Below are 23162 nucleotides of genomic sequence, written 5' to 3'. Positions count from 1 at the left end.
AGACCTGCCGGAAATTTTCTGAAAAAAGCGCCTGCAATGCGGCTTGAAACATGCAAATATGTCCTTGCCGCAATCGATCTTGAAATATTCGCCGCATATTTCCATGGTGATGACCTCCTCACCGCTCAGGGCAGGCGTAAAACCGCCCCGCCGCATCTTGCAGTTTTGTTTGATGAAATCATATTGGCTGCACACGGTCAGAAAAACAGCGGCAATAAAACTGTCCCGATCCATGGCGCGCTCCTTGTGAATATGGCTTACATACCGATATGCTACAGGATGCGCCCCATGGATCGGGCATCTTTTTTAAGAGTTGCACATTAGGTAATGCTGTGATTTCGAGTTCCATGCCTTCCTCCGTGTGTGGTTATATTCATGCCTGACAGCAAAAATATAACACATGCGGGGAGGCATGGATTTTTCAAGAGTTACAGGTCACAACTTGGGTTATATTTATTGCGATGTTGACGGCTGGCCGGAGCTGGAAAGATACACATCAAAGCGCACGGTTGCGCCGACGAGCGAATGCGAGGGCGCGGCTTCTCCGAGAAACGTAGCCTTGGCAGGCCGCTTAACCGCCACCCTGTGACTCACGGCCCGCGCCGCTGCCAGCAGCTCTTTTTCAGCCGCCGGGCTGGCAGGTTGCGCAAGGAGCTGGAGCAGCTGCGCCTCTTTCTTGACTAAGGCCGATTTGCGCCGCTCCGGGAACATCGGATCAAAATAAATTGCGTCAACAACCTGCCCCTGCGTCCGCATCTCATGCAGAAAAGGCAGCACGTCGCCTGCTGTCAGGCGGATGCGGGCGGCTATGGCGGCTGTGTCCGGGCATTGCCGGGCGCGTTCCAAGCCGTCAGCGAGCAGCGCAGCCTGCACCGGCTCTCGCTCAAAGACATGCACCGTGCAGCCCGCCGCTGCGAGCAGGAAGCTGTCCCGCCCCAGTCCGCCGGTGGCATCCAGCACCGCCAGCGGCCTGCCTGTTTTGCAGCCGACCGCTCGCAGCAGCAGCTCTTTGCCCGGCTGCTTGCGGCGGAAATCCATTGCTCCGGCAGTGAAATCCACCCGCAGCGGCCCGCGCAGCTGCGGATCGTCCGGCTTGAGCAGTTCCAGCCCCTCCGCCGTGCAGCGCAGCAGAAGCTGATGCCGCGCTCCGTTCTCAGCTAAAGGCAGACCGAGCCGTGCGGCCAGTTCCTCGGCCTGAGCAAGCAGTTCCGGCGCGGCGCAGTCCACAGCAATTTCAAACCGGTGCCCAGATGCAGCGGCTTCTCCGCTCATTTTGCGCATTGATCTTTCATGGCCCGCACTGTATCATAAACCCATTTCTTTGCAAAGCACAGGAAGGGGAAGAAAAATGAACACAACGCAGCCCGGCGTGACCGCTCTCATCTCCGCCCGTTGGCGATCAAGCCGCTTTCCCGGCAAACCGCTGGCCGCTGATAGTGGGATGGCGGCAGAGACAGCTATTAACTGTTGGAGCGTATGATGCAAAGAAAGGAGATATACATTTTCGTTCTTTTGTTTATTGGGTTGATTACATTTCGATTTTCAACGAATATTGAGAATATTGTTTCCATAGGAGGAAGTTCTATTGCAACCATTCCTTGGTCTGACGCAGCTGGCTGGACCGAAGGCAGTGAATATATTCAAAGAGGTGAGGTCATGCCTGAATTCCCTTCACGCAGACCTCTTTACCCGGCATTCCTCTCCTTGTTGTTTACCTTGACCGGTGGGACATATCTTGCGGCGATTATCTGTCAGGTCGTTTTATTTTCTTCTGCTTTAATCGCATGTTTTTATTTACTGAGAAACAGCAATGAAAAATATGCTGTAGCTTTCTTTCTTACCTGTCTGTCACTTTGGTTGCCATCAACGCAATCTTTATTTCTTACTGAAAATCTTGGCGCAATACTTCTTATTGTTTCTTTCGGATTTCTATGGAGAGGCGTTTCGGATGGTTGTATCCCATTGTATGGGACAGGCCTTTTTCTGTTGTCGCTGTCTTTTTCCGCTCGGCCATGGGCTGCTGGCTGTCTTCTGACGCTTCCTTTGCTTCCATTCACAATCAATCAACAATTTAAATACAAGGCAAAGCATTTATTTTTTTTCAGCTTTCTGGTCGCTTCAGGGCTTGCCATTAACTTTATCGTGTCAGCTTTATTCGCGACTCCGATAACAGCGTCTAATTATCCTCAAACATTGTATGGACTCGTTTCAAACACCTTAAGCTGGAGAGCAGCCTCCCTTGATCCTGTCATAGCACAACATCTACAGGAAGGTACGGCCCCTGCTTTATTGAACACGATTATTTATCAGCGTTGCTGGGAAATATTCATTGCTAACCCATTATTATTACTGTTTTCGTTCAGCAAGGTGTACACGCTCTATTTTAGGGAGATTCCATCAGCTTTTGCTGATGATACATACTTATATCCGATTATTTTGGTATTATGGTGTATATTAATTTTGAAAAAATATGAAAAAATTAATAAGATTAAGTGCCTTGCTGTTTTATTTCCAACAGTTTTAAACCTTGGCAGATTTGCGTTTATATTCTTAGCACTTTACGGAATATTTTTCTTTTTTACAAGAAGGCAGCAAAACACAGGGGCTTTTGGATTGCTTTATCTGCTTGGCATTCTTGCCTCCTTGCCTCTTGTTGGCATTGATGGCGGCAGCAGGGTTAAAATAGCAAGCGACATCTTTATTTTTTTTCTATGCGCATTCGGTCTTCAGCATTTTTTGCACCCAATTCAAGAACTTGGGGTGACTGGTTTCGATAAAAATAAACAAAAAAATGTGGTGCCGCTGGCAGCATTATTTGTCTGTTTTGTTTTTTTTATCTTTTTTCCTTGGCTGATTTTTTTGAATGGAAAACGGCAGCACGAACAGAAGTCACTGTCTGTTCAAACAGAACGTCTGCCACTGCAAGCTCCTTTGCCGGATGCTTTATCAAAGTTGGAATTAGATACCATAGGAAAAAAGTGGCCTGATCCTTCTTATGAGACTATTGACGGAAAGGCAGCATGTCATCTTATCAGATATACAGACCGTGATGCTCTATTTTTAGATAGTAAGCAATGGGTATCTGTCCAAATGGCAGAGTTCTGGCCAATGGGTAAATTTGATCCGCCAATGGCGCGTACTGTACACGTTCGTTCTTGGTGCATTTTTCCAAACACAGGCAAAGAGTCTTTAAAAAGATTTAACAATAGCTATATTTATGTTGCTGGAAAGATTATTGGTATTCCAAGAAAATGGAAATATGACACCGGATATGCACTCTTAGTCAGCCATATCGGAGTGCCAACTAGAGATGGTGCTGTAACGTGGCACGAAGTTTCTTCTTTACCTCACTGATATTTTATAAATGAAAAACAAATATGCTGTAGAACGAATTGCTTTTTGGGATAGAAACTCAGGAAAATATCCAAGAAGCATTTTTAGTAAATTTTATCATAAATCACTTTGCCATTATTATAGATTCTTTATTCCTAATGGATTGAGAATTCTTGAATTGGGTTGCGGAGAAGGAGGCCTGCTCCACAGCTTGCGGCCAAGCAGAGGTGTTGGTGTTGATTTCAGCGCAAAGATTGTCAGCGAGGCATCCTGCCGATATTCTGATCTTGAATTTATTTGCGCTGACATTCACGATGTAAATATTGATGAAAAGTTTGATGTTATCATTTTGTCTGATATATTGAACGACTGTGAAGACGTGCAAAAAATATTGATGCATATCAGGAGAAACTGCCACGACAGAACAAGAATTATAATAAACTATTTTAATAACACATGGCGCGTTCCACTGATTTTGGCGCGTCGTTTGAAGTTGGCCCGGCCACTCTTGGAGCAAAACTGGCTTGCGCCTCAAGACATAAAAAATCTTCTCACTCTTTCAGGATTTGAGGAGATATCTAAAAAATCTTTTATCGCGCTTCCTGTCGCAGTTCCTCTTGTAACGAATTTCCTGAACCGCTTTGTCATCCATATTTTTCCATTCAGCCTGTTCGCTTTGACCAATTTTTCGATTTCCCGGCCTGTGCCGGAAAAGAAAAAAATAGAAGAATTGACAGTGTCTGTCATTATCGCAGCGAGGAACGAAGCCGGTCATATCGAAGAGCTGCTGGAAAGAATTCCGCCGCTTGGCAAAAAAACCGAGATCATCTTTGTTGAAGGAGGCTCCTCTGATAACACTTACGAAGCCATCGAACAGGCAATTGACAAGAGAATATCAAATGATATCTTGCTCTATCGACAGCAAGGCAAAGGAAAGGGCGATGCCGTTCGGCTCGGATTTGAAAAAGCGACTGGCGATATTCTGCTCATCCTTGATGCAGATATAACCGTGCGGCCAGAGGATTTACCGAGATTTGTCCAAGCTATTGCCGATGGAAAAGGAGAATTTATCAATGGTGTCCGGTTAGTTTATCCTATGCAGGATGAAGCGATGCGTTTTTTTAACATTATTGGCAATAAATTCTTCAGTTTCGCCTTTTCTTGGCTGCTGAATCAGCAGATCAAGGATACTTTGTGCGGCACTAAAGTCATGTGGAGAAAAGACTACGAGGTATTGGCGAAAAATCGGCATTATTTTGGCGATTTCGATCCATTTGGTGATTTTGATCTTATTTTTGGCGCAGCGAAAATGAATCTAAAGATTATTGACCTGCCAATCAGGTATCAATCGCGCCGGTATGGAACAACGAATATCAGCAGATGGCGCAATGGCTGGACGCTGCTCAAGATGGTTGTGTTTGCGTCAAGAAAAATTAAATTCATCTAAAGATGAAAAATTTCCTTCAGCATCCTTTGGCGGCAAATCTTGATCTTGATTCGCCAGATGCCCCGTTAATTCATCGTCAGATAATCAACAGCAAGCCTTTTTTACAGAATATCTATCAAGAATGGTATCAGGAAATTATACGAAATCTTCCTGATCATCCAGGAAGAAATATTATAGAGCTTGGTTCTGGCGGAGGGAATCTGCAAAATATACTGCCGGATATCATAACCTCCAATATTCATCCAACCGGAAGCGTCAATATCGTTCTTGATGGACAATGCTTGCCATTTTCGACAGCATCGCTTGATGCCATTGTCATGGTTGACGTTTTTCATCATCTTCCTGACGTGGATAAATTTTTCAAAGAAAGTATACGATGTCTTGCTGAAAAAGGCCGCATTATCATGATTGAACCTTGGATTACCACGTTGTCAGCGGTAATTTACAAACATCTCCATCACGAACCTTGTCTCCCCGACAGGAAAAGCTGGGATTTTCCAACTACAGGCCCGCTGTCTGGTGCCAATCTGGCATTGCCGTGGATTGTCTTTGAACGGGATCGAAACTTGTATCTTGACAGATACAGTCCGCTTAAAATAAAAACTATCAGAATTGACTGGCCATTTGTCTATCTGCTCTCTGGGGGCGTTTCTATGAAAACGTTGGTGCCTGAGCGCAGCTACCCATTAGTTCGCAAGATGGAACGGCTGCTGTCGCCAATAATGAAACATCTCGCTATGTTTGCGATCATAGTCCTTGAAAAGGAATGACGATGAACACAACGCAGCCCGGCGTGATTGCCATCATTCCGGCCCGCTGGCAGTCAAGCCGTTTTCCCGGCAAGCCGCTGGCCTTGATAGCGGGCAAGCCCATGATTCAGCATGTGGTCGAGCGGGCACGGCAGGTCAAGCTGCTCTCGCGGGTGGCGGTGGCCACAGATGATGAGCGCATCGCCGAGGCCGTGGCCTCCTTCGGCGGCGAGGCGGTGCTGACCCGCTCCGACCATGTCTCCGGCACCGACCGCCTGGCGGAGGCCGCCGAGCTGCTGGGCATCGCCGAGCAGGACGTGGTGGTCAACATCCAAGGCGACCAGCCGCTCTTCCCGCCGGAGGTGATCAGCCAGGTGGCGCAGCCGCTCCTCGACGACCCCGCGCTGCCGATGGCCACTCTGATCTACAAAATTATCCGCCCGGAAGAGATCACAGACCCCAATCATGTCAAAACAGTGTTCGACCGCAGCGGCAACGCGTTGTATTTTTCCCGCTCGCCGATACCGCACCAGCGCAATCCGGCTGACGGAATGCCAACGTATTATAAACACTTAGGCTTCTACGCCTACCGCAAGGGCTTCCTCCTCACTTTTGTCGCCCTGCCCGAAGGCGAGTGGGAGCATTTTGAAAAACTGGAGCAGCTCCGCGCCTTGGAGTATGGCTACCGGATTAAAGTGGTGCTGACCGAGCACGACTCGATTGAGGTGGACACCCCGCAGGACGCGCTGCGGGCCGAGGCGGAGCTGCTGAACGTGTTTTGAAGTGAAGTCTTACCGTTCTGCCAGCCCAGCGGCAATTTCCTGCTGCAAGCTGCGGATCAGGGCAATGGGGTCTTTGCTGTCGCGGATCGGTCTGCCGATGACCACATAATCCGCGCCGCTGAGGATGGCGTTCTTGGCCGTGGCGATGCGCTTTTGATCGTCGCTGCCGTCATCAATATTCGTGCCAGGACGGATGCCGGGCGTGACGATCAGAAAATTCTTATCCAGCTCATGGCGCAGTGGCCCGGCTTCCAGCGCGGAGGCCACCACGCCGTCGCAGCCCAGCTCCAGTGCCCGGCGCGAGCGCAGCAGCACCAACTCGGCGATGCTGCCGCTCATTCCCATCGCCCGCATGTCCTCCTCACCGAAGCTGGTCAGGACAGTGACCGCGAGCAGCTTCAGGTCGCCTTTGGCCTGCACCGCCGCCCGCAGAATCGGGTCATTGCCGTGCACGGTGGCGAAGGTCACGCCCCGACCGCAGAGCTGCTCCACCGCCAGCTTGACTGTCTCCGGGATGTCGAAAAATTTCAGATCAACCATCACCTTGCAGCCGCGCTCGACCAGCGCGTCAATGGTCTTGAACCAGCCAGCCATGAAGAGCTGCAAGCCGACCTTGAAGAAGCGAATTTCACTGTCCAGCCGCTCAATCAGGCGCATGGCCTCTTCATGGGTCGGCACGTCAAGGGCGAAGATGATCCGCTCATCCAGCGGGATATTTTTAGGCATGATGCTCAAGTGTTTTGTTGTTGTTTCCGCAGGATGCCGTAGAGGAGCAGTCCTGCGGCGATCATCGCCGCGCAGAGCAGTTGGCCCATGCTCAGGCCGAAAAGCAGCAGGCCGAGCTGCGGATCTGGCTCGCGGAAGAATTCAATCAGCCAGCGGAAGGTTCCGTACAAAATGAGAAACAAGGCCAGCAAAGAGCCGTGCGGCCACTGCTTGATCCACGGTTTGGCCCGCAGCGGCCAGAGGATACAGAAAAGAACCAGCCCTTCCAGCAGGGCTTCATAAAGCTGGGACGGATGCCGGGGCAGCTCGCCGCCGCCAGGAAAGACCATGCTCCACGGCACTTCCGTGACCCGGCCATACAGTTCGCCGTTCAGGAAATTGCCGATCCGGCCCAAACCGAGGCCAATAGGCACTGTGACGGTGTAGCTGTCTGCTGTCTTCCAGAAGTCGAGCTTGGTGCGGCCACAGAAGAGCAGTCCGGCCAGCAGCACCCCGATCACTCCGCCATGGAACGACATGCCGCCTTCCCAAGTGGCGAAAATGTGCTGCGGATGCTCCAGATAATAAGGCAAGTTGTAGAACAGAACATAGCCGAAACGCCCGCCAAGAATCACGCCGACGATCAAGGCCAAGTTAAGATTGTCCAACTGCTCAAGCATCTGCTGCCAGCCGAACTGCTTGGCCTGCCGCCTGACTAAAAGATATGCGGCGGTGAAGCCGAGCACATACATCAGCCCGTACCAGCGCACTGCAAAGGGGCCGATGGCGAAAATTATGGGGTCAATGGCAGGATAGTGAATCATAAAAAATAAGGAAAATCATTTCGTTATCTGAAATATTGTCAAGAGGCGAAAATACACTGCCGAAGCTGCTTGAAAACGCAAGCTCCGGCAGCGCGCAGCGGATTATTTTACTATTTCCCAACTGCGGATGATGTTGACGATCTCGTTCTTTTCCTGTTCGGTAAGATAATCGGGCTGGCCGGAAGCTTCAGCCATTCTGATGACCGTTTCTTCCCATTCTTTCTTTGCCTTTTTACTTTTCGCCGCCTGATAAATTCGTTCCAAGCCGTGGCACCTGCTGCACTTATCTTTGATCAGCGAAGTGTCCGCAGTTGCTGAGTTGGACTGGACAGGAGCGGTTTCCTTCTCCGGCTCTTTGCCGCGCTGTTCCGGCGGCAGGCTGAGGAAGTTGATAAGCTCCTCTTTTTCCTCAGCGGAAAGATACCCTGGATCGCCGGTTATTTCAATCATGCTGTTGATGGTTTCTGTCCACGCCTCCCGCGTTTTTTTAGTGCGCAGCACCCGTTCCAAGGCATGGCAGCCTGCGCTGCACTTGCGGGCAGCCAAACGCCGCACTCCGTTCAGCTCGTTTCCCGCGTTCCCAGAAGGGTTCCCATCGCCTGCCCGGATCACTTGGCGGCTGCTGAGAAATTTGATAACCAGCTCTTTCTCCTCGTTGCTGAGGTAATCTTGGTTGCCCTCAAGTTTGATCATGTCCTTAACAGTTTGCCGCCAATCCTTCTCATCTTTGTCGACGGCCATGAACACCTTGTCCAAGCCGTGGCAGACTGAACATTTGGCTGCCACCAGCCTCCGTCCTTGTTCGGCCTCGCCGCGCTGCTTCTGCACCTGCAGCCGCTTGCTCTGCTGTGTCAGGTAGCTGATAATAACTTCCTCATCTGAACCACTGATGTCAGCGGTATCAAACGCAGCCATTTTCTTGACTGTTGGTGTCCAATCGGCGATATTTGGGTTGTAGAGGCGCTCCAGCGTGTGGCATTTGCTGCATTTTCTGCTGACAACAGACTGACCCGGCTCCATGCTGAGGCCGCCGCCGCCCGGCATTTGTCTGGCAACGCCGCGCTGCTTGCCGTAATAATACGCCGCCATGCCGGTCAGACCAAAAGACAGGCCGAAAATCGCCAAGCCGAGCAGGATCAGTCGGGTGCTGACCAAAGCTTTCTGCCGGGCCACCACCACCTTGATCATGATCAGCGGCACCAGCAGCAAGGCGAGGATCATGACCGGAGCGGGCATGTCTTCTTGAAAGCTGCCCGCCCGGAAGACCATCCACGCCAGCAGCACCGCGAATAACATTAAAAAAACATAGCCGAGCAGGCGATGCAGGGCCGAACAGCCGCCTTTGCGCTCGCGCTTCTGCGAAGGGGTGGTGCCCATCTCCAGCATGATCAGCACCGTGACACCGGCGATGATCACCAAAAGCAGGGCCAGCATGAACGAGAACTGCTGGTACATGATGCTCTTTCCTGAATTGCACGATTAGAGAGCAACTCCGCCGCCGGGCCTCCTCCAGCTCGGCAACAACGCGGCGTTCCTCTCTGCGCGGTTCTGCATCAGAAGGAGTTTCTATTCAAGTGTATTCCTTTTCTTGCTCCAGTTCAACTGCCGGCCAAGATTTCCTCAACGCTGCCGCTCTGTGGTACTTCCTGCCGGGCAGCGCACTTTTTCCACCTTGTCGGCAAAAACAAAGTTGCCGTCATGCTCCGGCGTGTGGCAGCCCAGACAAACCGGAGCAGCCGGTTTCGGTCGTGGCGCAGGAATTTCATTCGGTTTGGCCGCATGAGCCGCTGCCGGGCCGTGGCAGCTTTCACAGCTCACCCGCCGGTGCTGTTCCGCCACCTGAAGGAGCAGCTTCTCGGCTTTGACTTTGTCGGCCTCGTAATACGGCAGGGTGACATGACAAAGCAGGCAGTCCTCGTTGAGCTGCTGCTTTTTTTTCTCCAAGGGCTGCAAGCTGGCCGCGTGACGGGTTTTCTGCCAAAATTCCGCCTGCGCCGGATGACAGACGGCGCAGCGTTCCCAGCCTGCAAGGGTGTTCATAACCACAGCCCGTTCCGCCGCCGCCGCCCGCTCTTGATTGAGATCGGCCAGCCGCTGTTTGGCCTGATCAAGAATGCCGCGCACCTTCTGGTCTTCCGGCAACGCAGCATCCAACTCAATAAAGTCGTTGCTGAAGCGGCAGAGGTTTGGGGCTTCGCCTTCAGGCTTTTTTTTCTCCCGCAGCAGCTTGATGTTTTTTTCGATCTGTTGTTTTTCCGCCAGCAGCCGCTGCCGTTCCTTGTCTTCCGGCTTCAGCTTGCCGAGCTGCGCGTTGAGCTGGTCGAGCTTGCTCTGCTCCAGCCGAATTTTTGTCAGGTCGCTGTCCTCCCAGCGGCCAGCCTCAGTCCATGCAACCCGCATCATGCCAAGCGTTTTGCCGCGTGCGCCGGTTTGGGCAAAAAGCGTGCTGCCGACCATGAAGGGATTATTGCCGGTTGCGCCGGGGCCGGAAGCGAGCAAAAGATGCACCCCTGGATTGGCCTCGGCAATTTCTTTATTCACTTCATACGGATAACTCGACAAAAGAATGATCATATCCGCCTTGCCGCTGACTTGGGCCAGCGTTTTCGATAAAGCCTCTTTCCATGGCAGCAGGAGATAATCTGCTTTGTCCGGGGCCGCATCCAAGCTGCCAGTCAGACCAAGCACGGCTATTTGTATTCCTGCAAGCTCGGTCAGCAGATAGGGCGCAAAAACCGGCTGCTTCTTTTTGGCATCAACCAAGTTCATGGAAAGCCAAGCTAACTGATGCTTCTCCTGCCATTGTTTGAGCAGAGCGATGCCGCCTGCCAAATCATGCGCCTCAAGCCCCAGCGCACGGCAGTCCATTGCCCGCATCGCTTCAGCTATCCCTTCGGCATTGATCAGCTCCTGCCGCTTCTGCTCCTCCTGCACACTGGTCTGCCGGAAAAGCAGGCCGCCGCCGCTGAGAAACAGGGCGGGCCGCTGCTCTTTCGCCGTGATTTGACTAAGCTGAAGGGCCTGTCGAGCCAGGCCGCCGAGCTGCCGTGCCCGGCAGCCGCAGGGTTCGGTCTCGCCGTGGCCGTCGTTGCTATAAAATAAGAGGAAATCCGCCGCCCGGAGCGGAGCGGCCAAGAGGCCGGAAAGCAGCAGACAAAGCAGCATCGGCAGCAGTTTTTTGTTCAGCATGATTGCAGCACCTTGGTTGCGCAGTTGAGAAGACCGCGCTGGCAGCTCGCGGTCTGATTTTTCATCTGCCCATTATTCCTCTTTTTTCAAGGCGACACAAGCAAAAGCGCAGCTCTGCCGCACAAGATTGATGTTTCCCGCTTGACAGAGGCCGTAAAATACGGTTAAATGAATCGCTTCATCATCAAGGCGATGTAGCTCAGCCGGTTAGAGCATACGGCTCATATCCGTAGTGTCCGGGGTTCAAGTCCCTGCATCGCCACGATTTTCAGTTTATAGCAAGGCATTGATATTGAACAAATATCAATGCCTTTTCATTTTTTTTCGCCGCACGCTCTTCTTCGTTAGTTCCTCCACATACAGCACTGTTGACCGCCGCTCTTTCCGCCGTTATCATAGGAGCAGTTTGCCGCCTTTTCCAACTCCGCCGCCAAGATGCCGCAACCACGCTGGAACACCGCCGACCTCCTCGACCTTGAATTCCTCGTCCAGCAGGACGAGGGCGAGGACATGGCCCGTCTGGCTGCCCGCGACCGCGAGATCTTCGCCGCGCTGCCGGAGCAGGATGACGCGCGGCTGCTCCGCTGCTGGCTGGAGCACCGGAAGCAGAATGCAGAAAAAGACAGCGTCGCTTTGCCCGGCAGCCTCTGGCAGGAGCTGACTTTGCTTTTCGCCCTTGCCGCAGGGCTGGCCGGGCTGATCAGCGGCGGCGGGCTGGCCTTTTCCTTCCTTGCCTATTCCGGCAGCGAGCCGGTCAATGTGGCCGCCTATTTCGCTATGTTTGTCCTCCTCCAGCTCGGCTTGTATCTGCTGCTGGCTGGCTCTGTGCTGTGCAGCAAATGGCAGGGCGGCAACATTCTGACTTCCTCGCTGCTCTACCGGCTGGCAGGGCGGCTTTTTTTCTGGCTCTTAGATAAATGCTTGGCCGCAGGACGGCGGACCTCGTCGCGCATCTCAGCGGAACAACGCCTGAGCTGGGCCGCGCATGCAGGCAGTGTGAAAAGTCTCCGGCAGCGGCACGGCCTGCTCCTGCTCCGGCCTTTCTTCCTGCTTGCCCAGCTTTTCGGTATCAGCTTCAACATCGGCGTGCTGGCCGCCACCTTGCTGAAAGTGATCGGCTCCGATCTCGCTTTCGGCTGGCAGAGCACGCTCCAGATTGACGCAGCCGCCGTGCACGCCTTGGCCCGCTGGATCAGCCTGCCCTGGCTCTGGCTGCCGGAAAGCGTCCCGACTTTGGCGCAGATTGAAGGCTCGCGTCTGATCCTCAAGGACGGCATCTATCATCTTGCCAGCCGCGATCTCGCCTCATGGTGGCCCTTTCTCTGCCTCGCGGTGTTCAGCTACGGCCTGCTGCCCCGGCTTGCGCTGCTGACCTGCGGCCTGCTCCAGCAGCGGCGGGATTTGGCTGAATTTGACCCGCAGCAAGGCCGCTTCCGCCAGATTCTCCACCGGATGCGCACGCCCTTGGTTGCAACTGCCGCCTCTGCTGCTGCGCAAAAAAACGCGGCGGCACCGCTGCCGGAGGAAACGGCACCGCCTGCAAGCGAGCTGCCGTCAAATGAGGCAATCACGCCGGTTGTGGTTTTGCTGCCAGATGAGCTGTACGCTCTCTGTCCGATTGCCGCGCTGACTGAGCAAATCCGCCAGGCCGGGTATCAGCTACGCCAGACCATCCCGTTTTGGACATTGGACAAAAGCGAGGCTGAAGAGCTGGCGGGCCTGCAAGCGGCGATGACTGCGCAGGGCTGCAAGGATGTCATCATTCTGCACGAGGCGTGGCAGCCGCCGGTGCAGGAGCTGCTGACCTGGCTGGCCGGGCTGCGCCGCGCCCTTGGCCCGCAGGCCCTGATCCGCATCGCCCTGATCGGCAGACCGGCGGCGGACAATCTGCTCACACCGCCGCAGCCGGAGCAGGTTCGCATCTGGCGGCAGAAGACCGCCGCGCTCGGTGATTCCGGCTTGCAAGTGCTCGAATTATGCTGAAGCAGATTCCTGAATTCGCCATAGTCGGCCACCCGAACGAAGGCAAGTCCTCGGTCGTCTCCACACTGAGCGAGGACGACTCGGTGCGGGTCAGCCCGATTCCCGGTGAAACCACGGATTGCCGCGCCTTTCCCGTGCTGATTGACGGACGCGAGGTCATCCGCTTCATTGACACGCCGGGTTTTCAAAATCCGCGCAAAACCTTGGCTTGGCTGCGGGCCTGGCAGGGCGATGACCGCGAAATGCTCCACGAATTTATCCGCACCCACCGCGACGACCCGGCCATGCACGATGACTGCGCCCTGCTCGCGCCCTTGGCCGCCGGAGCCGGGATCATTTTTGTCGTCGACGGCTCGCGCCCGCTCCGCAACATGGACAAGGCGGAAATGGAAATTTTGCGCCTCACCGGCAGGCCGCGCATGGCGGTCATCAACTGCAAGGACGAGAACAGCAGCTTCCTTGCTGACTGGCAGAATGAGTTCCGCAAGCATTTCAATTCAATCCGCTTCTTCAACGCCAACAAGGCGACCTACAGCCAGCGCATCGCCCTGCTGCAAAGCCTGAAAGCGATTGATCAGGATTTGGAAACGGTGCTGGAAACGGTCATCCAAGCCTTCAGCGCGGACTGGGAGAACCGCCGCCGCCAAAGTGCGGCCCTGCTTACGGCCATGCTTGCCGACAGCCTGCGCTACCGGGCCAGCACGGCCTGTCCGCCGGGCGCGGACGAGGAGCGGCTGCGGGCCAAACTGCACCGCGAATACACAGACTTCGTCACTAAGCGCGAACGCACCGCGCATCAGCAGATCCGCAAGCTCTTCAAGCACAATCTCTTCAACATCCAGCTACCGGAGCAGTCGATTTTGCAGGAAGATTTGTTCGCAGCCAAAACCTGGGATTTTCTCGGCCTGAGCAACGAAGACCTGATCTGGGCCGGAGCGGTGAGCGGCGCGGCTCTCGGCGTAGGCGTGGACGCGCTCACCGCCGGAACCTCTTTCGGCCTTTTCGCGGCGGTCGGCGGGGCCATCGGCGCGGTCAGCGCGGCCTTCAAGGGCAAAAACGTGCTTTCCGGCAGCAGGCTATTGGGCATGAAATTGGACAAGCAGCTGCTGCAAGTCGGCCCGGTGACAAACATTCAGCTGTTGTATATTCTGCTCGACCGCGCCCTGCTCTATTATCGCCATGTGACGAGCTGGGCGCATGGCCGCCGCGATTACGGCACGGCGCAGTCTCCTGAAGCAGGAGAAAAAGCAGGCTGCACTTCCACATGGGAGCGTGAAGAATTGCTCATCTGCGACCGCTTTTTCAAAGCCGTGCAGAAAGAGGACGCGGCGGCGCAGGAGCTGGCGGAAAAGGAATTAGCTGCTGTGATTCAGGCAAAGCTGAAAGGAATGGCAAACAGCTAATTCAGACAAGCTGATTGAAGGCTTGCCGAAAAATTTCATTTCCACTATTGAAATCAGGAAGTGATATCTGCACGGCAGCATCCGGCTGATTGCAGCGGTTTCATATCCAGATGACAGGCTGCGCCGTTTGCGGCGGCGCAGGTCTCATTCTGCGAAAACCGTTTGAGCAAAAGCTGGATCAGATAGAAGCCGAAATCCGGGTTCTGATAATAGAGCTGGCGAATCTGGGTGTCGGTCATGGACAGCAGCTCAACATTGGTTTTGCAGCTCAGGGTCGCGCTCCGCACCTGCTCGCTGGCGAACACCCCCATTTCGCCGAAAATTTCTCCAGGCCGGATCGCCACATCCAGCTCATCCACCGACAGTGCGCCGGATTGGAGGAGGTAGATTTTTTCAGCCCGATCCCCTTTATGAAAAACGACTTCGCCCTCTTGGAAAATTTCTTTCTTCATGTGCGGAATCATGAATTCAAAGGACATGTCGCCTTCAGAAGCCTTGCGCACCTGTTTGATCAGGCGGAGCATCTGCATCAGCCGGAGGCTGTTCATCGGCAGCAGGGCCGAATGCAGCAGGAGAATCGGCCATATCCCGGCCTGCGAGGTGTAAGCGATGAACACGATATTGCTGATGATGCCGACGATTCGCAACGGAATCATATTTTTCATATAAAATGTCGAAAACATCAGCGACACAGCCAAATATCCCAAGAGCTGAACGAAGTCCATAAAAAAAGTCCGTTTCCCCAAACTGGAGCTTTGAAAGAAAAAAAGAAAACGCATCATGTTGATTATAAACATGCCCTTTGTCCGCAACCAACCTCTTTTTTCTGCGAGGTAAAAATTTTATGAAAACCGTCACCGCCTTGGCTCTGTTTTCCGGCGGACTGGATTCCATTCTCGCCTGCCGCACGGTGGCCGCGCAAGGAATCAGCGTCTGCGCGCTGAAGTTTGTCACCCCGTTTTTCGGTCATGAGCTGCTGGCGGATGAGGACAAATTCCGGCAGGAAACGCGCCGCAAATACGGCATTGAGGCTGAACTGATTGATCTGAGCGCAGGCTATCTTGAGCTGCTGCGCCGCCCGGCACACGGTTTCGGCAAGAATTTTAACCCGTGCATTGACTGCAAAATTCTCATGCTGCGCCGCGCCCGCGAGTTAATGGCCGAACGCGGGGCTTCCTTTCTGATCAGCGGCGAAGTGCGCGGCCAGCGGCCTATGTCGCAGCAGCTTGACACCCTCCAGCTCATCGAAAACAAAGCGGGCTGTCAAGGCATTCTGCTGCGGCCTTTGTCCGCCAAATTGCTGCCGCCCACTCTGCCGGAGCAGCAGGGCTGGGTTGACCGGGAGCGGCTGCACGCCTTTGCTGGACGGAGCCGCAAGGGGCAGCTTGCTTTGGCTAAAGATCTGGGCATCAGCGATTTTCCCGCGCCTGCTGGCGGCTGCGTGCTCACCGATCCGATCTTGGCGGCGCGGATTGAACGGTTCTACAACGGACTGTTCGCCATCAAGCCGGAAGAAATCACGACGGACGACATCAGCCTGCTGCTGCTGGGCCGCCAGTTCCGGCTGCCGGGCGGTTTTTGGCTGGTGCTGGGCCGCAACGAGCGCGAAAACGAGCGGCTGGCTGCACTGCGCGGCCCGGACGACTGGCTGCTGCATATGCCGGAGCGTTCCGGGCCGCTGGCTCTGCTCCGCCGAGCGGAGCAACACGGCAATGATGAACTTGCTGCTGCGGCAGCCGGGCTGGCAGTGCGCTACGGACGGAAAAGCGAAACTGGTTTTCTTGATCCGGCTGATGTGCTTCTGGAACGGCATCGTGACGGCCAAGTGCTCCATAGTGTGGAGCCGCTGCCCGACCTTGTTTTTCAAAAATGGATCATCTAAATGCCGCATTTTTTTGTCAAGCGGAAAAAAATGCGCATTCGCTGCATGAGACTTGACAATTATTTGAATCGGCTTATGATCGTTCGTTATTGTGAACGATTCGCAACTGCTGATAATTCGCAATATCCTTTTCAAGAAATGCAGTTCCGCAGCTTCGGGAGTCAGCCGCTGAACTGCCCGTGCAGGCAAGGAGTCATGATCTTTTACTTTTTCGGGGAGCTGCGATATGAATGCACCGGACCCTATGAACCGCAGAACCATCCAGCGGCAAATTCTGCTGGAGGAACTCGGCAAGGCGAGAAACCATCCCACAGCCTGCGAACTGTATGACATAGTGCGGAAACGGCTGCCCCGCATCGGACTGGGCACGGTGTACAGAAACCTGGAGCTGATGGCCGACACCGGTCTCATTCTCAAGCTGGAGGTCGGCGGCTCGCAGAAGCGTTTTGATGCCGAACTGGAGCCGCATTACCACATCCGCTGCTGCCGCTGCGGCAAAGTTGAGAATATTGAAATGGATATCATCCAGAACATCGTTCAGGCGGCAGCAAAGAAGACTTCGTATAATATTATCGGGCATCACATTGAATTCATTGGTGACTGCCCGGAATGCCAGCGCAAAGGCAAATAAAAGACACGCGGCAGCGGTTCGGAACAAGCTCCTTGCATTCTGGCTGGGCATGGTGTATTTGTCTGTAGGCATTGCTGACAAACGCCGCAGAGACACCTCCCATCGCTGCTGACCCGCAGCGGATCGCTTTTGAGCGCATGATTAAAGAAGAAAAACAACGGACAGCAACAGACGGCTCTGAACACTGGGACATGATTCTCAGGCCGAAAACTGGCTGGTTTGACATTGATCTGAACGAGCTGTGGCACTACCGCGACTTGGTGTTCATGTTTGTTCACCGAGATTTTGTCACCCACTACAAGCAGACCATTTTGGGGCCGTTGTGGTACATTATCCAGCCGCTGTTCACCACCGTTGTTTTCACAATTATTTTTGGTAAAGTTGCCAAAATTTCGACGGATTCTTTGCCGCCTTTTCTTTTTTATCTGGCCGGCAACGTGGTCTGGGGCTATTTTGCCGCCAGCTTGACCGCAACCTCGAACACCTTCACCGCCAACGCGCATATTTTCGGCAAAGTCTATTTTCCCCGCTTGGCCGTGCCGCTGGCAACCGTGATTGTCAACTTTCTCCAGTTCTTGATCCAGCTCATCCTTTTTATTGGGTTTTATGGATATTTTATGCCCGGCGCAGAAGAGCTGCGGCCCAGCGGCTGGCTGCTGCTTTTACCGTTGCTGCTCCTGCAAATGGCCTTGCTCAGTTTTGGACTGGGGGTGCTGTTTTCTTCTTTGACCACCAAATACAAAGATCTGCGCTTTGTCATGACCTTCTTAGTGCAGCTTTGGATGTACGCAACTCCGGTGGTCTATCCGCTCAGTCAAATTCCATCTTGGCTGCTGCCTTGGTATGAGCTGAATCCAATGGCCGCTGTGGTCGAGAGCTTCCGGCATATGTTCTTTGGCAGCAGCGCGGTGCAATGGCATCAAATCGGCATCAGCTGGCTGATCACCCTGCTGCTCCTGACCGCAGGCGTGGTGCTGTTCAGCCGGATTGAAAAAAACTTCATGGACACCGTTTGATCGAATGAATGTCATTCAGATAGAACATGTCTGGAAGGAATATCACCTTGGTGTCATCAGCCACGGCACCTTGACGCACGATCTGCAATCGTGGTGGGCCAAGTTGCGCGGCAAAGAAGACCCGAACAGCAAAATCAACCCATTAGCAGCAGGGCAAGAGCACCAGATCAAGGGCGACCGGTTTTGGGCCTTGCGAGATGTTTGTCTGGAAATCAAACAAGGCGAAATTCTTGGTCTTATTGGTCGCAACGGAGCAGGCAAATCCACTTTGCTGAAGCTGCTTTCCCGCATCACCGCCCCTACTAAAGGCCAGATCAAAATCAAAGGCCGAATTGCCAGCCTGCTGGAAGTGGGCACTGGTTTTCATCCTGAGCTGACAGGCCGGGAAAACATTTTCATGAACGGGGCCGTGCTTGGCATGTCCAAGCGGGAGATCAATGCCAAGCTCGATGAGATCATTGATTTTTCAGGAATTGAGGATTTTATTGACACTCCGGTGAAACGCTACTCTTCCGGGATGTATGTCCGGCTGGCCTTTGCCGTGGCCGCTCATCTGGAGCCGGAAATTTTGGTGGTGGACGAGGTGCTGGCAGTCGGTGACGCGGAATTTCAAAAAAAATGCCTTGGCAAGATGGACGACGTGGCTCATGCAGGACGGACAGTAATTTTTGTCAGTCACAACATGGGGATGATGGGCAAACTCTGCAGTTCCGGCGCATGGCTGCATCAGGGCGGCGTGAAAAAAATTGGCACCATCCAAGAAACGGTGGATGCCTATCTCGCAGAAACATTTGTCCGCAAACTGGGGCCGCTTTTTGAGGCTAACGTTGATTCAAACAAGGCTTCTCAGCTGCTCCGTCTTCAGTTGAGTGATAAGAGCGGCAATACCACAGAACATTATAGCTGTGATCAGGAGATAGTGATCCTTCTGACCTATGAAATCCGCAAAATGCTGCGCGGGCTGTATGGTTATCTCCAGATCACAACCGGCGATCAGACCGTTGCATTGGTTTCTGACAGCTTTGATGGCGGCAGCAATCCTTTTGAAATGCTGGGAACAGGAAGGCATCAGCTTTCCATAACCTTGCCTGCACGCACACTGGCTCCTGGGGATTATTATATTTATTTGAATTTCACCAGCCCTGAGCAGCCGGGTGACAATGTTGACAGTCCCGGAACCGTCTGCTGTTTTCATCTTGATGATACCGCTTCCAAGCGCGGCAACAGACGGGGCGGTTTCTTCAGCACTTTGCTCGAATGGAGGCTTGCCGATGTTTGACCAAAAAAGTATTTTGATCACCGGCGGCACGGGATCGTTCGGCAGAAAATATACAAAAAATTTGCTGGCCAGCTATACTCCCGCGCGGATTATCATTTTTTCTCGCGATGAACTGAAGCAATTTGAGATGGCGCAGGAGTTTTCCGGTCCAGCAATGCGCTATTTTATTGGTGATGTCCGGGATTATGCCCGCGTCGAACAGGCAATGGAAGGCGTTGATTACGTCATCCACGCCGCCGCATTGAAGCAAGTTCCTGCCGCCGAGTATAATCCAATGGAGTGTATAAAAACTAATATCCACGGCGCAGAAAATGTCATCAGGGCGGCAATAAAAAATAAAGTACAGAAGGTCATTGCTCTGTCAACGGACAAGGCAGCTAATCCGGTCAATCTCTACGGCGCGACTAAACTGGCTTCAGACAAACTTTTTGTCGCCGCCAACAACATGGTCGGCAAGAATCCGACCCGTTTTTCTGTGGTGCGGTATGGTAATGTTGTTGGCTCACGCGGTTCTGTTGTGCCGCTTTTCAAAAAGTTACTGGCTGAAGGAGCGAAATCCTTGCCGGTCACGCATCCTGAGATGACCAGATTTTGGATTACTCTTCAAGAAGGTGTGGATTTTGTCCTGAAAAATTTTGAACGAATGCAGGGAGGAGAAATTTTTGTGCCCAAAATTCCTTCCATGCGAATCACCGATTTAGTAAAATCTTTTGGCACGGATATTGGCATGAACATCATTGGCATTCGTCCAGGAGAAAAACTGCATGAAGTGATGTGTCCAGCGGATGATTCGCATTTGACCTTAGAATTCAGGGATCATTTTGTTATCCGGCCAAGCATCACCTTCAGCAATTCCAGTAATCATTTTACTGTCAACAAATTAGGTGAACAGGGAAAATCTGTAGTGCAAGGATTTGAATACAATTCTGGCAGCAATAGCCATTTCTTGACGATTCAGGAACTGTGTGAGTGTAACAAATGCGCGACGGCATGATTCCTTACGGCCATCAAGACATTTCTGAAGAAGATATACAAGAAGTTGTTAACGTTCTGCGTTCAGATTGGCTGACGCAGGGGCCGATGGTGGAACGCTTTGAAAGAGCTGTGGCTGCATATTGCGGCGCACGCTATGCGGTGGCGGTTTCCAGCGGCACTGCGGCACTGCATATAGCGGCTTTGGCAGCAGGATTCGGAATTGGCGATGAGGTTATTACCTCGCCAATCACTTTTGCCGCCTCAGCTAATTGCATTGCTTACACCGGCGCACGACCAGTTTTTGCTGATATTGACAATACAACTTGCTGTATTGATGTCGAAGAATTAAGAAAAAAAATATCTAAAAAAACGAAAGGTGTCATTCCAGTTCATTTTGCAGGCAATCCTTGCGATATAGCAGAAATTGCGGAGGCGGCTCGTGAACATGATTTGATAGTCATTGAAGATGCTGCCCATGCTCTGGGGGCAAGCTATGAAGAACATGGAGTATGGTATAAGGTCGGCAGCTGCGCTCATTCAGATATGACAATTTTTTCTTTTCACCCAGTAAAACATATCACTACTGGTGAAGGGGGGATGATTACTACTAATAATCCAGAGTTATACAGAAATATCCTAATGCTACGAAATCATGGCATTACCAGAGAGCAGCAGCAGATGCACGGTAATGATGGCTCGTGGTATTATGAACAACAGCAGCTCGGTTTTAATTATCGCATCACAGATGTTCAATGTGCTCTTGGTTTGTCGCAGCTCAAACGAATGAATGAATTTACCTGTAGAAGAAGAAGTATCGCTGCGATATATAACCAAGCTTTCTCTAAGACAGTTATTCGCTTGCCAAAACAAGGAACGAATTCTTCATGGCATTTATATGTTATTCGTTGTGATCGAGCAAAGAGAAAATATATCTTTGATGCGTTACGTGAAAAGGGAATTGGTGTGAATGTTCACTATATCCCAGTGCATACGCATCCATATTATCAGAGAACGTTCGGGTGTCAACGAGGAGATTTTCCGATAGCGGAAGCATATTATCAGGAGGCTATCAGTCTGCCGATTTACCCAGCTCTTTCTGATGCGCAGCTAAATAAAATAATTTCTTCTGTAATAGAGACCATCGGCGGAGAACAACGATGAAAATAATCGCTGTTATTCCTGCTCGCGGTGGAAGCAAACGTATTCCGCATAAAAATATCCGGCTCTTTGCAGGAAAACCGATTATTGCTTATTCTATAGAAGCAGCGCAGGGCAGCAGCTTGTTTGACAGAGTTATTGTTTCAACAGATGATGAAAAAATTGCTGCTGTTGCCCGTTCGTTTGGGGCGGAAGTGCCTTTTTTTCGACCAGATGCTTTAGCTGATGATTTCTGTGGAACCAATGCCGTGGTGAAGCATTGTCTGCAATGGCTGCGGCAGGAAGAAAATTATGCTGCTGACATTGCTTGCTGCATCTACGCGACAGCACCTTTTCTCAATGAGACGTATCTGCGTCAAGGCCTTGACCTGTTGCTTTCGCGAGAAAAGATGTTCGCATTTTCTGTGACCTCATACGCCTTTCCGGTGCAGCGTGCGCTCCGCATAGATAAAGATGGATGCGTCAAGGCTCTTTATCCTGAAAATATTGCTGTCCGCTCGCAGGATATTGAGCCAATATATCATGATGCTGCGCAATTTTATTGGGGAACTGCCGCTGCATTCCTGTATGATGCCGTAACATATTCGCCAATTTCCATTCCGGTTATTTTACCGCGCTATTTAGTGCAGGATATTGACACCGAAGAAGACTGGCAGCAAGCCGAGCTGATGTTTCACGCAATCAGCCGACGTTGAAGCGCACAGTTATGCAGATAGCCATCCGTACAGATGCTTCTTTTGCAATTGGCTCTGGGCATGTCATGCGCTGTCTGACCTTGGCAGAGCAGCTACGGAAAAAAAATGTGGATGTGCTGTTTTTTTGCAGAAATCTTACAGGTAATTTGAATAATTTTATAGCAGATCGTGGTTTTGATCTCTGCGTTTTGCCGCCACCGCAACATAAAGGAATATCTCAGGAATTTACTTGGAATTTCCATGCGGCATGGCTGGAAGTGCCGTGGGAGAAAGATGCTGATGAAACAGTCGGATATTTACAGAAGCGCGGCGATATCGATTGTCTAATTATTGATCATTACGCGATAGAAAAAAACTGGGAACAGAGGCAAAGACCGTTTGCACAACGCATCATAGTGATAGATGATCTTGCCGATCGTGCACACGATTGTGATCTGCTGCTTGATCAAAATTTGGATGAATATCCAGAGAAAAAGTATCAAGGATTGCTGCCAAATCACTGCATTCAGCTCATTGGGCCAAAATATGCCGTGCTTCGCCAAGAATTCATAGAAATGCAGAAGCATCTCCGTCACAGAGACGGCTCAGTTCATCGTGTTGTGCTTTCTTTCGGCGGGGCTGATCTGTATGATCTTACCAGCAAGGTGCTCGAAGCAATTCGGATTATGAATATTCAGAAGATAGAATTTGATGTCGTTGCCGGAGGGCAAAATCCTCATGCTGAAAAAGTGCAGGAACTTTGCAGCCAGATGCCTAATACGCGCTATTATTGTCAAGTAAGCAACATGAGTAAGCTGATGGCTGATGCCGATCTTGCGATCGGCGGAGCAGGAGGCACGACATGGGAGCGCTGTTTTTTTGGTTTGCCAGCAATTATTTTTTCAATGGCCGACAATCAAACCGCAAATGCTGAACTCATTTCCCAGCGCGGTGCGGCCTGTTATATGGGAAGAGGCGACAGCTTTGATTGCGGAAAATTCACCGCTATTTTTCAATCTCTTCTTCGGCAGCCAGAGTATGTCATAAAAATGAGCCGCTCCGCAGCAGATATCATGGATGGTTGGCAAGGAAGCGAAGCAATTATTCAGCATATAATGCAATAAAATATAGT

At 52.1% G+C, this 23162-nt stretch carries 21 protein-coding genes and 1 tRNA gene; 16 read left to right on the top strand and 6 right to left on the bottom strand.

The features are described 5' to 3' along the window. Window positions 1–324: hypothetical protein (locus ACNKH6_RS09110; protein WP_417915243.1), on the top strand; the 324-nt coding region annotated here is incomplete at its 5' end. Between the two features lie 129 nt (window positions 325–453). Here ACNKH6_RS09110 and ACNKH6_RS09105 read toward each other — a convergent pair. Next, the gene (locus ACNKH6_RS09105; RefSeq protein ID WP_417915242.1) at window positions 454–1281 is read right to left on the bottom strand and encodes a class I SAM-dependent methyltransferase; all 828 of its coding nucleotides are present in this window, start codon (window positions 1279–1281) and stop codon (window positions 454–456) included. Window positions 1282–1476: 195 nt separating this feature from the next. Between ACNKH6_RS09105 and ACNKH6_RS09100 the strand changes: the two genes are divergently transcribed. The 4 genes from ACNKH6_RS09100 to kdsB are packed head-to-tail and all read left to right on the top strand — an operon-like array spanning window position 1477 to window position 6311. Then, the gene (locus ACNKH6_RS09100; protein WP_417915241.1) at window positions 1477–3354 is read left to right on the top strand and encodes a hypothetical protein; all 1878 of its coding nucleotides are present in this window, start codon (window positions 1477–1479) and stop codon (window positions 3352–3354) included. A gap of 10 nt (window positions 3355–3364) precedes the next feature. After that, window positions 3365–4780 carry a glycosyltransferase gene (locus ACNKH6_RS09095; protein ID WP_417915240.1) on the top strand — a complete coding sequence of 472 codons (1416 nt, stop codon included), beginning with the start codon at window positions 3365–3367 and terminating at the stop codon, window positions 4778–4780. Between the two features lie 2 nt (window positions 4781–4782). Continuing rightward, window positions 4783–5550, top strand: coding sequence for a class I SAM-dependent methyltransferase (locus ACNKH6_RS09090; RefSeq protein WP_417915239.1), 768 nt, complete (start codon window positions 4783–4785; stop codon window positions 5548–5550). A gap of 2 nt (window positions 5551–5552) precedes the next feature. Further along, the gene (gene kdsB, locus ACNKH6_RS09085) at window positions 5553–6311 is read left to right on the top strand and encodes a 3-deoxy-manno-octulosonate cytidylyltransferase (protein ID WP_417915238.1); all 759 of its coding nucleotides are present in this window, start codon (window positions 5553–5555) and stop codon (window positions 6309–6311) included. A 9-nt stretch (window positions 6312–6320) separates the two neighbouring features. On the opposite strand, the gene pyrF is transcribed toward kdsB, so the two are convergent. From pyrF to ACNKH6_RS09065, 4 genes are all read right to left on the bottom strand, one after another. Next, window positions 6321–7037, bottom strand: a complete 717-nt coding sequence (gene pyrF / locus ACNKH6_RS09080) for an orotidine-5'-phosphate decarboxylase (protein WP_417915237.1) — start codon at window positions 7035–7037, stop codon at window positions 6321–6323. A gap of 5 nt (window positions 7038–7042) precedes the next feature. Continuing rightward, a complete protein-coding gene (gene lgt, locus ACNKH6_RS09075; RefSeq protein WP_417915236.1) occupies window positions 7043–7840 on the bottom strand; it encodes a prolipoprotein diacylglyceryl transferase in 798 nt (265 codons plus the stop codon). Between the two features lie 102 nt (window positions 7841–7942). Then, window positions 7943–9295 carry a hypothetical protein gene (locus ACNKH6_RS09070; RefSeq protein ID WP_417915235.1) on the bottom strand — a complete coding sequence of 451 codons (1353 nt, stop codon included), beginning with the start codon at window positions 9293–9295 and terminating at the stop codon, window positions 7943–7945. A gap of 165 nt (window positions 9296–9460) precedes the next feature. Further along, window positions 9461–11029, bottom strand: a complete 1569-nt coding sequence (locus tag ACNKH6_RS09065; protein WP_417915234.1) for a UshA-like (seleno)protein — start codon at window positions 11027–11029, stop codon at window positions 9461–9463. Between the two features lie 188 nt (window positions 11030–11217). Here ACNKH6_RS09065 and ACNKH6_RS09060 point away from each other — a divergent pair. From ACNKH6_RS09060 to ACNKH6_RS09050, 3 genes are all read left to right on the top strand, one after another. Continuing rightward, window positions 11218–11291: transfer RNA gene (locus tag ACNKH6_RS09060), tRNA-Met, on the top strand. A 173-nt stretch (window positions 11292–11464) separates the two neighbouring features. After that, the gene (locus ACNKH6_RS09055) at window positions 11465–13012 is read left to right on the top strand and encodes a DUF2868 domain-containing protein (protein WP_417915233.1); all 1548 of its coding nucleotides are present in this window, start codon (window positions 11465–11467) and stop codon (window positions 13010–13012) included. Beyond that, window positions 13006–14415 (top strand): GTPase/DUF3482 domain-containing protein, encoded by a 1410-nt coding sequence (locus ACNKH6_RS09050; RefSeq protein WP_417915232.1) that lies wholly within the window; start codon window positions 13006–13008, stop codon window positions 14413–14415. The genes ACNKH6_RS09055 and ACNKH6_RS09050 overlap by 7 nt, the downstream gene beginning before the upstream one ends. 53 nt (window positions 14416–14468) lie before the next feature. Here ACNKH6_RS09050 and ACNKH6_RS09045 read toward each other — a convergent pair whose 3' ends face one another. Then, window positions 14469–15071, bottom strand: a complete 603-nt coding sequence (locus ACNKH6_RS09045) for a Crp/Fnr family transcriptional regulator (protein WP_417915231.1) — start codon at window positions 15069–15071, stop codon at window positions 14469–14471. Window positions 15072–15259: 188 nt separating this feature from the next. On the opposite strand from ACNKH6_RS09045, the gene ACNKH6_RS09040 reads away from it, so the two are divergent. The 8 genes from ACNKH6_RS09040 (at window position 15260) to pseG (ending at window position 23154) form a co-directional block, all read left to right on the top strand. Next, entirely contained in the window at window positions 15260–16297 is a 1038-nt protein-coding gene (locus tag ACNKH6_RS09040; protein WP_417915230.1) for a thiamine biosynthesis protein, read from the top strand. A gap of 226 nt (window positions 16298–16523) precedes the next feature. Further along, entirely contained in the window at window positions 16524–16928 is a 405-nt protein-coding gene (locus tag ACNKH6_RS09035; RefSeq protein ID WP_417915229.1) for a Fur family transcriptional regulator, read from the top strand. Between the two features lie 137 nt (window positions 16929–17065). Beyond that, on the top strand, window positions 17066–17944 hold the full coding sequence (locus ACNKH6_RS09030; RefSeq protein ID WP_417915228.1) for an ABC transporter permease: 879 nt from the start codon (window positions 17066–17068) through the stop codon (window positions 17942–17944). 4 nt (window positions 17945–17948) lie between these two features. Continuing rightward, a complete protein-coding gene (locus tag ACNKH6_RS09025; protein ID WP_417915227.1) occupies window positions 17949–19223 on the top strand; it encodes an ABC transporter ATP-binding protein in 1275 nt (424 codons plus the stop codon). Next, window positions 19216–20217, top strand: a complete 1002-nt coding sequence (gene pseB / locus ACNKH6_RS09020; RefSeq protein WP_417915226.1) for a UDP-N-acetylglucosamine 4,6-dehydratase (inverting) — start codon at window positions 19216–19218, stop codon at window positions 20215–20217. Before ACNKH6_RS09025 ends, pseB begins: the two co-directional genes overlap by 8 nt. Beyond that, window positions 20214–21359 (top strand): UDP-4-amino-4,6-dideoxy-N-acetyl-beta-L-altrosamine transaminase, encoded by a 1146-nt coding sequence (pseC, locus tag ACNKH6_RS09015; protein ID WP_417915225.1) that lies wholly within the window; start codon window positions 20214–20216, stop codon window positions 21357–21359. The genes pseB and pseC overlap by 4 nt, the downstream gene beginning before the upstream one ends. Continuing rightward, window positions 21356–22051, top strand: coding sequence for a pseudaminic acid cytidylyltransferase (gene pseF, locus ACNKH6_RS09010; RefSeq protein WP_417915224.1), 696 nt, complete (start codon window positions 21356–21358; stop codon window positions 22049–22051). Before pseC ends, pseF begins: the two co-directional genes overlap by 4 nt. An 11-nt stretch (window positions 22052–22062) precedes the next feature. Then, window positions 22063–23154: a UDP-2,4-diacetamido-2,4,6-trideoxy-beta-L-altropyranose hydrolase gene (gene pseG / locus ACNKH6_RS09005; RefSeq protein ID WP_417915223.1), complete on the top strand. Its 1092-nt coding sequence runs from the start codon at window positions 22063–22065 to the stop codon at window positions 23152–23154. Window positions 23155–23162 lie beyond the last annotated feature (8 nt).

It is taken from the genome of Candidatus Electronema sp. JM (assembly GCF_048287415.1).
GTDB lineage: Bacteria > Desulfobacterota > Desulfobulbia > Desulfobulbales > Desulfobulbaceae > Electronema.
Note: the sequence above shows the minus strand (reverse complement) of the source record. Positions and strands in the feature narration are given on the sequence as shown.